The 14,839-nt window shown below is 69.4% G+C and carries 15 protein-coding genes and 2 riboswitches; of the genes, 9 read left to right on the top strand and 6 right to left on the bottom strand.

Translation table 11 applies throughout. From position 1 onward, the window contains the following. From VEC04_RS13235 to ispH, 4 genes are all read right to left on the bottom strand, one after another. Nucleotides 1-454 (bottom strand): alcohol dehydrogenase catalytic domain-containing protein (locus VEC04_RS13235; protein WP_324777460.1); only part of this gene is annotated, 454 nt, incomplete at its 3' end. Between the two features lie 165 nt (nt 455-619). After that, entirely contained in the window at nt 620-1,810 is a 1,191-nt protein-coding gene (locus VEC04_RS13240) for a glycine C-acetyltransferase (RefSeq protein ID WP_324777461.1), read from the bottom strand. Between the two features lie 48 nt (nt 1,811-1,858). Then, on the bottom strand, nt 1,859-2,755 hold the full coding sequence (locus tag VEC04_RS13245; protein ID WP_324777462.1) for a DUF4232 domain-containing protein: 897 nt from the start codon (nt 2,753-2,755) through the stop codon (nt 1,859-1,861). Nucleotides 2,756-2,828: 73 nt separating this feature from the next. Beyond that, nucleotides 2,829-3,800 carry a 4-hydroxy-3-methylbut-2-enyl diphosphate reductase gene (ispH, locus tag VEC04_RS13250; RefSeq protein ID WP_324777463.1) on the bottom strand — a complete coding sequence of 324 codons (972 nt, stop codon included), beginning with the start codon at nt 3,798-3,800 and terminating at the stop codon, nt 2,829-2,831. Nucleotides 3,801-3,949: 149 nt separating this feature from the next. Here ispH and VEC04_RS13255 point away from each other — a divergent pair, with 149 nt between their 5' ends. Both VEC04_RS13255 and argS read left to right on the top strand, forming a co-directional pair. Next, a complete protein-coding gene (locus tag VEC04_RS13255; RefSeq protein WP_324777464.1) occupies nt 3,950-4,648 on the top strand; it encodes a Tat pathway signal sequence domain protein in 699 nt (232 codons plus the stop codon). After that, the gene (gene argS / locus VEC04_RS13260; RefSeq protein ID WP_324777465.1) at nt 4,649-6,451 is read left to right on the top strand and encodes an arginine--tRNA ligase; all 1,803 of its coding nucleotides are present in this window, start codon (nt 4,649-4,651) and stop codon (nt 6,449-6,451) included. A 2-nt stretch (nt 6,452-6,453) separates the two neighbouring features. On the opposite strand, the gene VEC04_RS13265 is transcribed toward argS, so the two are convergent. Then, nucleotides 6,454-7,074, bottom strand: coding sequence for a hypothetical protein (locus tag VEC04_RS13265; protein WP_324777466.1), 621 nt, complete (start codon nt 7,072-7,074; stop codon nt 6,454-6,456). A gap of 100 nt (nt 7,075-7,174) precedes the next feature. On the opposite strand from VEC04_RS13265, the gene VEC04_RS13270 reads away from it, so the two are divergent. Then, nucleotides 7,175-7,798, top strand: a complete 624-nt coding sequence (locus VEC04_RS13270; RefSeq protein WP_324777467.1) for a hypothetical protein — start codon at nt 7,175-7,177, stop codon at nt 7,796-7,798. Further along, nucleotides 7,788-8,795 (top strand): adenosine deaminase, encoded by a 1,008-nt coding sequence (locus VEC04_RS13275; protein WP_324777468.1) that lies wholly within the window; start codon nt 7,788-7,790, stop codon nt 8,793-8,795. Before VEC04_RS13270 ends, VEC04_RS13275 begins: the two co-directional genes overlap by 11 nt. Nucleotides 8,796-8,817: 22 nt before the next feature. Here the strand turns inward: VEC04_RS13275 and VEC04_RS13280 are convergent, their stop codons facing one another. Further along, a complete protein-coding gene (locus VEC04_RS13280) occupies nt 8,818-9,450 on the bottom strand; it encodes a hypothetical protein (RefSeq protein ID WP_324777469.1) in 633 nt (210 codons plus the stop codon). Between the two features lie 149 nt (nt 9,451-9,599). Between VEC04_RS13280 and VEC04_RS13285 the strand changes: the two genes are divergently transcribed. The 5 genes from VEC04_RS13285 to VEC04_RS13305 form a co-directional block, all read left to right on the top strand. Next, nucleotides 9,600-10,505, top strand: coding sequence for a LysR family transcriptional regulator (locus VEC04_RS13285; RefSeq protein ID WP_324777470.1), 906 nt, complete (start codon nt 9,600-9,602; stop codon nt 10,503-10,505). 86 nt (nt 10,506-10,591) lie between these two features. Continuing rightward, a riboswitch (glycine riboswitch) is annotated at nt 10,592-10,689 on the top strand. A gap of 4 nt (nt 10,690-10,693) precedes the next feature. Then, nucleotides 10,694-10,772, top strand: a riboswitch (glycine riboswitch). 56 nt (nt 10,773-10,828) lie between these two features. Then, complete coding sequence (gcvT, locus tag VEC04_RS13290) at nt 10,829-11,941, top strand: glycine cleavage system aminomethyltransferase GcvT (RefSeq protein WP_324777471.1); 1,113 nt, start codon at nt 10,829-10,831, stop codon at nt 11,939-11,941. A gap of 135 nt (nt 11,942-12,076) precedes the next feature. Continuing rightward, nucleotides 12,077-12,442, top strand: coding sequence for a glycine cleavage system protein GcvH (gene gcvH / locus VEC04_RS13295; protein WP_324777472.1), 366 nt, complete (start codon nt 12,077-12,079; stop codon nt 12,440-12,442). A gap of 149 nt (nt 12,443-12,591) precedes the next feature. Next, nucleotides 12,592-13,932, top strand: a complete 1,341-nt coding sequence (gcvPA, locus tag VEC04_RS13300) for an aminomethyl-transferring glycine dehydrogenase subunit GcvPA (protein WP_324777473.1) — start codon at nt 12,592-12,594, stop codon at nt 13,930-13,932. Next, nucleotides 13,932-14,839 (top strand): aminotransferase class V-fold PLP-dependent enzyme (locus VEC04_RS13305; protein WP_324777474.1); only part of this gene is annotated, 908 nt, incomplete at its 3' end. The genes gcvPA and VEC04_RS13305, both read left to right, overlap by 1 nt.

Consider the following 14,839-nt stretch of genomic DNA (forward strand, 5'->3'; position numbering starts at 1 on the left):
GGATCGAGCCGATCTCATAAGGCACGTCGTCCGGCAGCTCGATGACGTTGAAAGCCGGAGCTACGACGAATTCCGCGAAGGCGCCCTGACGGTTGACGCCGATGCCCTTCGTCGCCGGGTCGAGGTGAAAATGGCCGGCGCGGGCCGCTTCGGAGTTCAGGTCGATGACGTGGCCCTCGGCCGAGACGCGCTGGCCGACCTTCAGGCGGCGGTCGACGTCCTTGCCTATGGCGACGATCTCGCCGGCGAATTCGTGGCCGGTGATCATCGGCACCGGGACATTCTTCTGGCTCCACTCGTCCCAGTTCCAGATGTGGATGTCCGTGCCGCAGACGGCGGTGCGGTGCACCTTGATCAGCACGTCCTCGGGTCCGGCGACGGGGATGGGGGCGTCGATCAGCTCGAGGCCGACCTCGGGCTTCGTCTTGGCCAGGGCCTTCATGGTGTCGGTCATTCTACGCTCCTGCGCCTATCCTCACCCGTCATGGCCGGGCTTGTCCCGGCCATCGATGCGCGCGGGACGATGATGTTGGCGTGATCTGGTCGAGCGAGGCTCCCCCGTCAACGCCGGTGTTCATGGATGGCCGGGACAAGCCCGCCCATGACGGAGACAAGGAAGCTAGATCACCCTCAGCTCTTTCCCTGCCGTCGTGAACGCCGCGACCGTTTGATCGATCTGTTCGAAGGTGTGGGCCGCCGACATCTGGGTGCGGATGCGCGCCTGCCCCCGGGGCACCACGGGGAAGCTGAAGCCGATGACGTAGACGCCGAGCTCCAGCATGCGGGCGGCCACGTCCTGGGCCAGTTTCGCATCGCCGAGCATGACCGGGATGATCGGATGCTGGCCTTCCAGCAGGTTGAACCCGGCGGCGGCCATGGCCGCGCGATAGCGGGCGGCGTTGGCGAACAGCCGGCTGCGCAGGGCGTCACCCTCCGGACCGCCGGCGATGCGGATGGCCTCCAGAGACGAGCCGCAGACGGCGGGGCTGAGGGCGTTGGAGAACAGATAGGGTCGGGCGCGCTGCTTGAGCAGGGCCACGACCTCGGACTTCGCGCAGATGAAGCCGCCCATGGCCCCGCCCAGCGCCTTTCCGAAGGTGCCGGTGACGAAGTCCACCTGGACGCCGTGGTGGGCGTAGGAGCCCCGACCCTGCGGCCCGAGAAAGCCGGTGGCGTGACAGTCGTCGACCATGATCAGGGCGTCGTAGCGGTCGGCCAGGGCGCGGATCTCGTTCAGTTTGGCGATGTAGCCGTCCATCGAGAAGGCGCCGTCGGTGGCGATGACGATGTTCCGGGCCCCGGCGGCGCGGGCTTCCTTCAGCCGCGTCTCCAGCTCGTCCATGTCGGAGTTGGCGAAACGGTAGCGCTTCGCCTTGCACAGCCGAACGCCGTCGATGATCGAAGCGTGGTTCAGGCTGTCGGAGACGATGGCGTCCTCTTCCCCGAACAGCGGCTCGAAGATACCGCCGTTGGCGTCGAAGGCGGCGGCGAACAGGATCGTGTCCTCAAAGCCGAGGTAGTCGGCGATGGCCCGCTCCAGCTCCTTGTGGATCTCGAGCGTGCCGCAGATGAAGCGGACCGAAGCGGCGCCGGCGCCCCAGCGGCGCTGGGCCTCGATCCCCGCCTCGGTCACCCGCTCGTCGCCGGCGAGGCCAAGGTAGTTGTTAGTGCAGAAGTTCAGCACGTCGCGGCCTGCGACCCTGATCACCGGTCCCTGACGGGAGGCGATGATCCGCTCGGGCTTGGTCAGGCCCTGGGCGTCGATGTCGGCGAGTTCCGCGCGCACGCGGTCATAGAAGCTGGCGGTCATGCGCGCTCCGCTACGCCGTTTTTGGCGCGGTTTGAAGCCCTCGAGCGGTCAGGCGGCGGGAACCGGGGCGGGCTCGGCCACCGGACGGAACGGACTGACCTGAATCCGTCCGCCGCACGGGCTGAAGGACTGGCTGAGAGTCACCGGCGAGGTGTCGCCGGGCGCGGTCATGCGGATGCGCGCCGCCGTGGGGCAGGTGCGTTCGCCCCGGCCTTCGTTCGGGATGGCGCTCCAGGCGAGGTCGAAGAAGGCCTGGCCCTGCGGCGCCAGCTCGACCGGCGCAGGCGGCTGGCCGGCGCGGAAATAGCTGCCGGGATTCTGTTCGGTGCGGACCGCAGCCAGCACCCGGCCCTGCGCGTCCTGCAGGGCGACGACCGGATAGCCGGTGAGGCTGCAGGTCTGGGCGCCGAGATTCTGGACGCCGAGGATCGAGACGCGATGGCCCGCCCCGGCGTCGCCGCCGGCCAGCGACAGTTTCAGCTGCGGTCCACGGCACGGGGCGGAGGCGGCCAGGACGCCGCCCGGGGTCGCCGGAGGGACGGGTCCGGTCGGAACAACGCCGGAGCCGGGGCGGCTGCAGCGCTCGAGGACGGCGACGCCGACGTCGTCATTGGGACCGAGGCGGCTGAGCGCAGCGGTCTCCTGACCGTCGCGGTTGACGGTGGTCCACTCCAGGTTCGAGCCCGTGTAACGGGCGCCGGACGCGGACTGGACGGTGCGCAGGGTGTAGGCCTGACCGCGATAGGTCAGCTGGGCGGTGGCGGTGTCGGGATAGGCGACGACGACCGACTCGCCGCTCTCGCAGGCGTAGCTGATCGGAGGCGCCGCCGGGGCGGATGGCGCGGGCGACGGCTCGACCGGCTCCGGCGGGGTCCCGGCCTCCTGGGTGCAGGCGGCGGCGAGCGAGACGATCGAGAGGGCGGCGAAGGCGGTGCGGAATCGCATGGTCATCCTCAAGCTGGTCGCAAGGTTAACGCCAGCGAACGGCGAAGGCTCCGCTTGGGCAAGCGCCGTTCGTTCAGGCTGTCAGGAGGCGCGGCAGTTTAAAGGTGACCGTCTCGCGCTGGCCGGCGTCCTCGATGACCTCGGCGTCGAAGCGGGCGCGGACGGCGTCCACCAGCGCCTCGATCAGCGGCTCGGGGGCCGAGGCGCCGGCGGTGATGCCCAGGGTGGAGACGCCTTCCAGCCATGACCAGTCGACCTGGCCGGCGTCGTCGACCAGACGGGCGTCGCGGGCCCCGGCGCGGAGGGCCACCTCGACGAGGCGGACAGAGTTGGACGAGTTCTTCGAGCCTACCACCAGCACCAGGTCGCAATCGGCGCCGAGCCGCTTGACCGCCTCCTGCCGGTTGGTGGTGGCGTAGCAGATGTCTTCCTTGTGCGGGTCGGGCAGTTCCGGGAAGCGGCGCTTGAGGACGGCGAGGATTTCGCTGGTGTCGTCCACCGACAGGGTGGTCTGGGTGGCGTAGGCTAGCGGCGCCTGGCCCGGGCGCTGGAAGGCCTCGGCGTCCTCGACCGTCTCGATCAGGCTGATGGCGCCCGGCGGCAGCTGGCCCATGGTGCCGACCACCTCGGGGTGGCCGGCGTGGCCGATCAGGATGATGTGGCGGCCGGCGGCGTGGTGGCGCTCGGCCTCGACGTGGACCTTGGAGACCAGCGGGCAGGTGGCGTCGAGGTAGAGCATCTCACGGGCGCGGGCGCCCTCGGGCACCGACTTGGGCACGCCGTGGGCCGAAAAGACCACCGGCCGGTCGTCGGGGCATTCGTCCAGCTCCCTGACGAACACCGCGCCCATGGCCTTGAGCCGGTCGACCACATGGCGGTTGTGCACGATCTCGTGGCGAACATAGACGGGCGCGCCGTATTTCTCGATGGCGCGCTCGACGATCTGTATGGCCCGGTCGACCCCGGCGCAGAAACCGCGCGGGGTGGCCAGCCGCACGGACAGCGGACGCTTTTCGGGAGCCGGGATCGGCGCGTGCAGGGTCATGCGCGGAACCTAGTCGTTCGCTTCCCCCGCCGCCACCACGGTTTGCCCCAGCGCGGGTTTGCCGCGCCTCGCTTTAGCCGCTATCAGCAACGAGCGTTGCACCCGGCGTCGGGCTGTCGCGCGCCTCCTCGTTCGTGGAAGAGCTTTCGATGCGTCGCGTCTTCAAGATTTCCCTGGCCTCGGTCGCCGCCGCCGCGGCGTTTTCGGTCCTTCTGGTTCCGCCGGCGGCGGATGCGCAGCAGCGCCCGGGCCGGCAGGAGCCGCAGGGCGGGTCCGATCGCGGCCAGAACGCCGACGGCTCGCCGCAGAACCAGCGCCAGCGCGCCCCGCGGATCGCACCGCTGCGCCGCAACGCCGCCGCCGGCCCCTGCCCCTATGTGAAGATCCTCTACGACGCCGCCCGCTACGTCGAACTGACCGGCGACCGGGTGTCGGCCTCGAACGTCGCCTACACTGGCGAGATCGAGGGACTGAACTCGGACTGCGCCTATCAGGCCGACGAGCCGATCACCGTGCACACCCGGGTGCTGTTTAACCTGGGCCGCGGACCGCAGGCCCAGGGCGAGGGCCGCACCTACCGCTACTGGATCGCGGTGACCGAGCGGAACAAGGCGGTGCTGGCCAAGGAGTATTTCGACCTGCCGGTCGTGTTCGAGAACGGGGCCCTGACCGCATCGGTGAGCCAGGATCAGGTGGTGGTCATCCCGCGCGCCGACGCGACCACCAGCGGCGACAATTTCGAGATCCTCGTCGGCTTCGACGTAACGCCGCAAATGGCCGAGTTCAACCGCACGGGCAGCCGATTCCGCGTCAACGCGGGCGTCCTGGCGCCGTCGACCGACCAGTAAATGACCGACCTCAGGACTGTTCTGGGCGAGGCGGTCGGGACCGCCTTCGCCGCCGAAGGCGTGGCGCCCGAACTCGCCCGCGTGACCCCGTCGGACCGGCCCGACCTGGCCGACTTCCAGTCGAACGGCGCGCTGGCGGCGGCCAAGGCGCTGAAGGCCAATCCGCGCGAGCTGGCCGGGCGGGTGGCCGAGCGGCTGAAGGGCGACGAGCGGCTGGCCTCGGTGGAGATCGCCGGACCGGGGTTCATCAACCTGAAGGTCGCCGACGGGGCGCTGGCCGCCCGGGCCGCCGAGGTGGCGGCTGACGGCGCGCATGCCGGGGCCTCGATGGTCGCGGAGCCGCGCAGGGTGGTGATCGACTACGCCGGGCCGAACGTGGCCAAGCCGATGCACGTCGGCCACCTGCGGTCCTCCATCATCGGCGAGAGCCTGAAGCGGCTGTTCCGCTTCCGCGGCGATCAGGTCTGGGGCGACGCCCATTTCGGCGACTGGGGCTTCCAGATGGGGCTGCTGATCGTCGCGGTGGCGGACGAGGGCAAGGGCGACGCCTTCCTCGCCGGGGGCGACGGACCGTTCCCGGCGGAGAGCCCGGTGACGCTGGAAGACCTCGAGCGGCTGTATCCGGCCGCCGCCGCCCGGGCCAGGGAAGACGCGGAGTTCCGCGACCGGGCCCGCAAGGCGACGGCGGAGCTGCAGGCGGGACGGCCGGGCTACCGCGCCCTGTGGCGGCACATGCACGACGTGTCGATGAGCGGGCTGCAGCGGGAGTTCGGGGCGCTGGGCGTGACCTTCGACCTGTGGAACGGCGAGAGCGACGCCGACCCGCTGATGCCCGAGATGATCGCGCATCTGGAGACGAGCGGCCTGCTGGTCGAGGACGCCGGCGCGCGGGTGGTGCATGTGGCGCGGCCGGGCGAGACGCGGAAGCGGAAACTGGCCGACGGCAGCGTCGTCGAGGCCCCGAGCCCGCCGCCGCTGCTGGTCATCTCGTCCGAAGGCTCGGCCATGTACGGCACGACCGATCTGGCGACCATTCTCGACCGGCGCAAGGCCATCGACCCCGACCTGATCCTCTATGTCGTCGACGAGCGGCAGGCGGAGCATTTCGAACAGGTGTTCCGGGCGGCCTATCTCGCCGGCTATGCGGCGGAAGGGTCGCTGGAGCACCTCGGCTTCGGGACCATGAACGGGCCGGACGGCAAGCCCTTCAAGACCCGCGCCGGCGGGGTGCTGAAGCTGCACGACCTGATCAGCATGGCCACGGGCAAGGCGCGGGAGCGGCTGCGCGAGGCGAAGCTGGGGGCCGACCTGCCCGAGGCGGAGTTCGAGGACATCGCCCGCAAGGTGGCGGTGGCGGCGCTGAAGTTCGCCGACCTGTCGAACAGCCGGACCACCAGCTACATCTTCGACCTCGACCGGTTCATGAGCTTCGAGGGCAAGACCGGGCCGTATCTGCTGTACCAGGCGGTGCGGATCAAATCGCTGCTGCGACGGGCGGCGGAGCAGGGCGCGACGGCGGGCCCGGTGGCGATCGGGGAGCCGGCGGAGCGCGATCTGGCGCTCACGCTGGACGCCTTCTCGCAGGCCGTGGCCGAGGCCTACGACAAGCGGATGCCGCATCTGATCTCGGAGCACGCCTACCGGCTGGCCCAGTCGTTCTCGAAATTCTACGCCGCCTGCCCGGTGCTGGCCGCGCCGGACGAGGCGACGAAGGGTTCGCGGCTGACGCTGTCGAAGGCGGTGCTGGACCAGCTGGAGCGGGCGCTGGACCTGCTCGGCATCGACACGCCGGAGCGGATGTAGGCTCAGGCCTCGTCCGGCAGGCTGCGCTGGGCGAGGGCGGCGACGATGCTCCAGGCGCCGGCTACGACGACCACCGCCAGCACACTGTGCACATCCGCGCCCCAGGTCCCGGTCGCCAGCCAGACCAGGAAGCCCGCGGCGGCCAGCACGCCGCCCCACTTCAGGCCGGAGTCCGACGGCCGGTTCGGCCATGCGAGGGCGAACAGGCCGATGCCGATCATCAGCAGCACATAGTGGACGGCGGCGAAGCCCTGGTTCAGCGCGAAGACGACGTCGCGCATGGCGTGGAGGGTCTCCGGCGGAAACTCGTCGCCCGCCCCGGCCACCCCGGCCATGACGAGGCCGCTCATGGTCGCGGCGGCCATCCCGGCGAACAGGCTGGCGATCACGGCGCAGACGGCCAGCAGCACCAGCGGCCGGCGCAGGTCGAGGCGGCGCCCGAGCTCGACGTAGGCGTACATCAGGACCGGCAGGAGCAGCAGACCGGTCCAGTGCACCGCGTCGTTCAGGCTGACGTGCCCGAGCGCCGGTCCGCCGAGGCGGGTGGGGTGGACCGCCATCAGGGCGATGTAGCCGGCCCATCCGGCGATGAGCGCGGCGGCGCAGGCGTTGCGGCTGGTCATGATGCGATCTCCCCTCGTTGCGCTTGTCGTGGCCGCGGTTCGGGTGGAAAACCAGTGCTCCTCCCGCACGTCGCGGCGTTGCGGGACACGGAGGCGGGGAATGTCCGGAAACAGTCCGGGACGGGAAGGCATGGACCAGCGCGTGGCCCGCACGCGCGGCCGGCTCGGTCACGCCCTGATGCAGCTGGGCCGGACGCAGGACCTCGATTCGATCCGCATCGGCGATCTGGTGCGGACGGCGGGCGTCGGCCGGTCGACCTTCTATGCCCACTTCCAGGACCGGGACGATTTCCTCGGCCGGTCGTTCTGCGGGATGATCGACATCTGCGACGCCCTGGCGCGGCGCGAGGGGCTGGCGGAGGAGATCCTGCCCGTCGCCCATGTGACGCATCACATCGCCGGCAATCTGGCCTTCGCGCGCAGCGCCGGACGGTCGCGGGCGATGGAAGTGATGCTGGCGGCCGGGGAGCGGCGGCTGCGGCTGATCGCGGAAACCAACCTCGACGCCGCCCTGCCCCACCTCCCGCCGGAGGAGCGCCGGCAGGTCGCGGCCTTCCTCGCCGGGGCCTTCGTCGGGCAGCTGCGCCTGTGGGTGCAGAACGACCTGCGCACCATGCCCGGGAGCCTGATCGCCGCCAACCGGCGGCTGACCGCCGGCGTGCTCGACGCCCTCAAGACCGCACCACTCCCGCTTCACGACCGGAGACCCGTCCATGTCCCTTGACGCCTATATCGCCGGCCTGCCCAAGGCGGAGCTTCATCTGCACATCGAGGGGTCGCTGGAGCCGGAGCTGATGTTCGAGCTGGCCCGGCGCAACGGCGTGGCCATTCCGTTCGACACGGTCGAGGCGGTGCGGGCGGCCTACGACTTCTCCAACCTGCAGGACTTCCTCGACATCTATTACGCCGGGGCCGCGGTGCTGCAGACGGAGGAGGACTTCCACGACCTGGCGGTGGCCTATTTCCGGCGGGCCGCGGCCGACACTGTGCGTCACGCCGAGATCTTCTTCGACCCCCAGACCCACACCGACCGCGGCATTCCGTTCGGGGTCGTGGCCGAGGGCCTGCTGGCCGGGATGAAGCGGGCGGAGAGCGAGCTGGGGGTCAGTTCGAAGCTGATCCTGTGCTTCCTGCGCCATCTCGACGAGCACGCGGCCTTCGACACGCTGCATCAGGCGGAGCCGTGGCTGGGCCGGATCGAGGGAGTCGGGCTGGATTCATCCGAAGTCGGGCACCCGCCGTCGAAATTCCAGCGGGTGTTCGAACGCGCCGGCCAGATGGGGCTGAAGCGCGTCGCCCACGCCGGCGAGGAAGGACCACCGGAGTATGTGCGCGAGGCGCTGGACCTGCTGCACATCGACCGGATGGATCACGGCAACCGCTCGATGGAGGACGAGGCCCTGATTGAGCGGCTGGCGGCGTCGCAGATGACGCTGACGGTTTGCCCGCTGTCGAACCTGAAGCTCTGCGTGGTCAAGGATTTGAAGGACCACCCCGTGCCGGAGATGCTGCGCCGGGGGCTGCATGTGACGCTGAACTCGGACGACCCGGCCTATTTCGGCGGCTATGTGAACGACAACTACCGCCGGCTGGCCGTGGCGGTGGGGCTGACCCGGGAGCAGGTGACGCGGATCGCCCGGAACAGCTTCGAGGGATCGTTCCTGGACGAGGCGGAGCAGGCCCGGCTGCTGGCCGAGGTGGACGCCTATGCGGCGGCGTGAGCCTGTACGGCCCCGCGCTTCGTCAGGGAGCGTGGGCCGGGACGGAGGCGTGGCCGGCGTGGGCGCCGCCGTTGCGGTGATGCTCGCAGGTCACGGCCGGATTGAACGGGGCGAACACCCCGTTTGGGTTCTCCCGATAGATCCAGACATGCCGGTCATGGTGAGGCTCGAACAGGTGAGCCTCGTCCACCGGAGTCGAAGGGTCATCAGCCATGGTGTCGTAGGCCACGCCGTGGAACATCGGGGGCGCATCATGTCCGGCCGCCCTCCAGCTGTCGGCGAAAACCAGATTCTCGACCGCGACGAGCTCGAGCGAGCCATCCGCCTGCGGCTCATAGATCAGGATGGCGGGTTTGAGGAAGTCCGTATGGGTCCCGGAGCCGCTCACCCGCGGGTTCGGCGGCCCCGAGATGCCGAGTAGATCGGGCCGGGCGAAATGGATGCCCATCGCGCCCAGCTCCGCGGGACGTCCCATCATCTCCGCGGTGTCGCACAGGTTCAGCGGGTCCCGCATATAGCCCTCGGCCAAGGCCACATTGACGTCCCGGAAGCGCTCGGTCGCCGCGCGGACCTGGTCCAGCGTCGGTTCGCCCGCCCCGGGGTCGACCATCGCGAGAGCGACGACCGTTTTGAGGAGTGCAATGCTGATAGCCATGATGGCTCCGTTCCATGGCGCGCGCATCGGCCAGTCGATCGGGTCCGGAGGCTGACTTGCGCTTTCGGAGGTGAAGCTAGATTTCGCCTGAATTCCCGGCAATCAACGTTATTGCGCGCCGGCTATTCGCCGTTGAATAACGAAGGACCATGTTCGACTGGGACGATCTCAAGGTCTTCGCGGCAGTGGCGCGAGCCGGGACCACACTGGCGGCGGCGCGGCGGCTGGGCGTCAGCCAGCCCACCGTCGTCCGCAGGATCGCCGGGCTGGAACAGGCGACCGGGGTCGCTCTCTTCGAGCGTGGTCGGACTGGTTACAGGCTGACGGACGCCGGCCAGGAAATCCTCCCCCTTGCGGAACAGGTTGCACGCGAGATGGCGGCGATCGCCGACGTGATGGCGTCCCGCTCGAGGCGTCTCACCGGAACGATCCGGGTCACCGCCGCCGAACCGGTCGCGAATTTGCTCCTGGCCCCCGCCGTGCTCGCCTTCCAGCGGACCCACCCGGACGTCGAGATTCAGCTGCTGCTTTCGGACCGGTTCCTCGACCTGACGCGTGGTGAGGCCGACGTCGCGCTGCGGGCCACGATCAATGGCCTCGAGGACTCCGACCTCATAGGCCGACGGCTCGCCGACGCGCCGTGGGCGGTCTACTGCAGCCGCGGCTATGCGGATACCAAGGGACGGCCCTCCAGCCTTCCCGAATGCGAGGGACACGCGATCCTCAGCAGCGAGCGGTCGACGGGCGGTTTTCCGGCCATGCTCTGGCTCGAGGAGGCGGCGCCCAACGCCAAGGTCGTCTGGCGCAGCAATTCGCTGGCCAGCCTGCAATCCGCCGTCCGTGCGGGGCTGGGGCTTTCGTCCCTGCCCTGTCTTTTGGGTCGCAACGACCCCGAACTGGTCAAGTGCTTCGACGCCGGCGGCGCGAACTGCCCCGACATCTGGATTCTGTCCCATGCGGGCGCGCGGCGACAGCCGCACGTCCGCTCGTTCATCGAGGCCCTCGGCGAACATGTGATCGCTCATGCCGATCAACTTCGCGACGAGTCGCGGTAGCGAGCGCCGGAGAAATCCATGGAGCCACGACTTGCCACTCGCCTCGCCCCCGCTTGACTTCACACCGGAGTCGGGGCCTAGGTCGCGGCGCTCTCGCGGGAGAGATCGGAGCCCTTTCGAGGGGTCCGGAGCCGAAGGCGCAACCGCCCCGGAAACGCTCAGGCAAACGGACCGCGAGGACATACGGACGCTGGAAAGTCGCTCTTGCGGGCGCGCCGACGGAGCAAGGCGGGAACCCGCCGGAATCTCTCAGGCTTCAGGACAGCGGGGGCGCGAGGACGGCGGAGCCTTCCGCTTCAAAACGCGACCGTGAAAGTCTGACCATGACCGACGAGACCCTGAAGACCACACCCCTCAACGCCGCGCATCGCGCGCTGGGCGCGCGTATGGTCGGCTTCGGCGGCTATGACATGCCGGTGCAGTACGAAGGCGTGCTGGCCGAGCACCGCTGGACCCGCGAGCACGCCGGCCTGTTCGACGTTTCGCACATGGGCCAGTGCAAGATCACCGGCGCCGACGCGGTGGCCCAGTTCGAACGCTTCGTGCCCGGCGACTATGCGAGCCTGAAGGCCGGGCGGCAGAAATACAGCCTGCTGCTGAACGCCGAGGGCGGCATCATGGACGACCTGATGGCCGGGCGTCCCGACCATGACGGCCTCTATGTCGTAGTCAACGCCGGCAACAAGGACGCGGACTTCGCCTTCCTCGAGGGCAACCTGGAGGGCGACGCCCGGCTGACTGTGCTGGCCGACCGGGCGCTGATCGCGATCCAGGGGCCTGAGGCGGCCGAGGTGATGGCGAAGCACGAGCCGGTGCTGGCCGAGTTCGGCTTCATGGATTGCGCCCGGCTGGTGCTGTTCGGGGTCGACTGCTTCGTGTCGCGTTCCGGCTACACCGGCGAGGACGGCTACGAGATCTCCGTACCGGCCGATCACGCCGGGCGCATCTGGAACACCCTGCTGGAGGACGCCCGGGTCAAGCCGATCGGCCTCGGCGCCCGCGACAGCCTTCGGTTGGAAGCCGGCCTGCCGCTGCACGGCCACGACATCGACGCCACGACCAGCCCGGTCGAGGCGGCGCTGACCTTCGCCCTGTCGAAGTCGCGCAAGGAGCGGGCCGACTTCAACGGCGCCGGCCGCATCCTGAAGGAGCTGGCCGAGGGCCCGGCGCAGGTCCGCGTGGGTCTCAGCGTCAAGGAAGGCGCTCCGGCCCGCGAGGGCGCCGAGATCGCCGACATGGACGGGAACGTCATCGGCAACGTCACCTCGGGCGGGCCCTCGCCGACGCTGGGCCGCAACATCGCCATGGGCTATGTGCCGCCGGCCTTCGCCGAACTGGGCGCCGAACTGAAGGTCGTCGTGCGCGGCAAGGCCGCCGCCGCCGAGGTCGTCGCCATGCCCTTCGTCGCCCAACGCTACTACAGGAAGCCGAAATAACCCGCCGTCGCCCTCGGACTTGATCCGAGGGCCAGATTATCCGTGGCACGGTCCTGGCCGTGTTTCGTCAGTCAGCCCCGCCCAACGTCTGATCCTCGGGTCAAACCCGAGGATGACGAGAAGAGAGAACCGAGAATGCATTTCACCAAGGATCACGAGTGGGTTCGCCTCGACGGCGACATCGCCACCGTCGGCATCAGCAAGCATGCCGCCGAGGCTCTGGGCGACGTGGTGTTCGTCGAGACGCCGGACGCCGGCAAGACCGTCAGCCAGGGCGACAGCTTCGCCGTGGTCGAGAGCGTCAAGGCGGCCTCGGACGTCTACGCCCCGGTGTCGGGCGAGATCGTCGAGGGCAACGCCGCCCTGGCCTCGGCCCCCGAGACGGTCAACGCCGATCCGGAAGGCGAAGGCTGGTTCGCGAAGATCCGCGTGTCGGATGCCTCGCAGGTTGACGCCCTGATGGACCGGGCGGCCTACGACCAGTACCTGACCACCCTTTGAACTTTCTCCCCGCCCATCCCGGCGAAAGCCGGGACCCAGTGCCTTGGGTGATCGGTGGAGATCGTGGGCCGCTACTGTTGTCCTGAAACGCCAGCACCTCGCTGGACAGAACTGGGTCCCGGCTTTGGCCGGGATGAGCGGATTCAAGAATGCGCTATTTGCCTCTCACGCCCGACGACCGGTCCGCCATGCTGGCGGCGATCGGGGCCAAGTCGATCGACGACCTGTTCGTGGACGTGCCGCAGGCGGCGCGGCGGGCGGGGTTCGTGGACCTGCCTCGCGTGGCGGGGGAGCTGGAGGTCGAGCGGGCGCTCGGGGCGCTGGCGGCGAAGAACACCGCGGCCGGCTCGGTTCCGTTCTTCTGCGGCGCGGGAGCCTATCGCCACCATGTGCCGGCGACGGTGGATCACGTGATCCAGCGGTCGGAGTTCCTGACCAGCTATACGCCCTACCAGCCCGAAATCGCCCAGGGCACGCTGCAGTATCTGTACGAGTTCCAGACCCAGGTCGCGAATCTGACCGGCATGCCGGTGGCCAACGCCTCGCTCTACGATGGATCGACGGCGATGGCCGAGGGCGTGCTGATGGCGACGCGGGTGACCCGTCGCAACACGGCGGTGATCTCGGGCGGGGTGCATCCGCACTATGTCGCCGCGACCGAGACGGTGGTGCACGCGGTCGGCGTCGAGACCCAGGTTCTGCCGGCGGCGGTCGACGCCGAGGCCGATGTGATCGCTCAGATCGGGCCGGACACCGCCTGCGTCGTGGTCCAGACCCCGAACGTGTTCGGCACGGCGACCGACGTGACGAAGATCGCCGAGGCCGCCCATGCCGCCGGCGCGCTGCTGATCGTGGTGGTCACCGAGGCCGTGTCGATGGGCCTGCTCAAGTCGCCGGGCGAGATGGGGGCGGACATCGTCGCCGCCGAGGGCCAGTCGATCGGCAATGCGCTGAATTTCGGCGGGCCCTACGTCGGCCTGTTCGCCTGCCGTGAGAAGCTGATCCGGCAGATGCCGGGCCGCCTGACCGGCGAGACAGTGGACGCCGACGGGACGCGCGGCTTCGTGCTGACGCTGTCGACGCGGGAGCAGCACATCCGCCGTGACAAGGCGACGTCCAACATCTGCACCAACTCGGGCCTGTGCACCCTGGCCTTCACCATCCACATGAGCCTGCTGGGCGAGACGGGGCTGCGGAAGTTGGCCCTGCTGAACCACGAGACGGCGGTGGGGACGCGGGAAGCACTGGCGTCGATCCCGGGTGTGGAGGTGCTGACGCCGCGGTTCTTCAACGAGTTCGCGGTGCGGCTGCCGAAGAGCGCATCGGAAGTGGTCGACGCGCTGGCCGCCAGGGGCGTGCTGGCCGGCGTGCCCTTCGGCCGCCTCGCCCCCGCCGCCGGCATGGACGACGTCCTGCTGGTCGCCGCCACCGAGACCACGACGCAGGCGCATATCGCCGCCCTGAAGACCGCCCTGGCGGAGGTTCTGTAATGAGCACCATGAACACGGTCGGCCGGCCGACCACCCCGAACCGGGTCGAGAGCAAACCCGCCACCCTGACCGGCGGGCGCGGCCTGCTGCAGGACGAGCACCTGATCTTCGAGAGCGACGGCTGGGGAAAGACCGGCGTCGACCTGCCGGAACCGAAGGGCGATGGTTCCGATCTCGGCGATCTGGTGCGCAAGGATCCGATCGGCCTGCCCGGCCTGAGCGAGCCCGAGGCGATGCGCCACTATGTGCGGCTGAGCCAGAAGAACCACGCCATCGATCTGGCCATCTATCCGCTGGGCTCGTGCACGATGAAGCACAACCCGCGCCTCAACGAGAAGATGGCGCGTCTGCCGGGCTTCTCGGACATCCATCCGCTGCAGCCGCAGTCGACGGTGCAGGGCGCGCTGGAGCTGATGGACCAGCTGGCCCACTGGCTGAAGACCCTGACCGGCATGCCGGCCGTCGCCCTCTCGCCCAAGGCCGGCGCCCACGGCGAGCTTTGCGGCCTCCTCGCGATCAAGGCCGCCCACGAGGCCGCCGGCCAGGGCCACCGCCGCACCGTGCTGACGCCCACCTCGGCCCACGGCACGAACCCCGCCACCGCCGCCTTCGTCGGGTATTCCGTTACCGAGATCGCCCAGACCGCCGACGGCCGCGTCGACCTCGCCGACCTCGCCGCCAAGCTGAACGACAGTATTGCGGCAATAATGGTCACCAACCCGAACACCTGCGGCCTCTTTGAACGCGATATCCTGGAGATTTCGCGACTCACGCATGCGTCCGGCGCCTACTTTTACTGCGACGGCGCGAACTTCAACGCCATCGTCGGCCGCGTGAAGCCCGGCGACCTCGGCGTCGACGCCATGCACATCAACCTGCACAAGACCTTCTCCACCCCGCACGGCGG

This window comes from Brevundimonas sp. (assembly GCF_035626535.1).
Taxonomy (GTDB): domain Bacteria; phylum Pseudomonadota; class Alphaproteobacteria; order Caulobacterales; family Caulobacteraceae; genus Brevundimonas.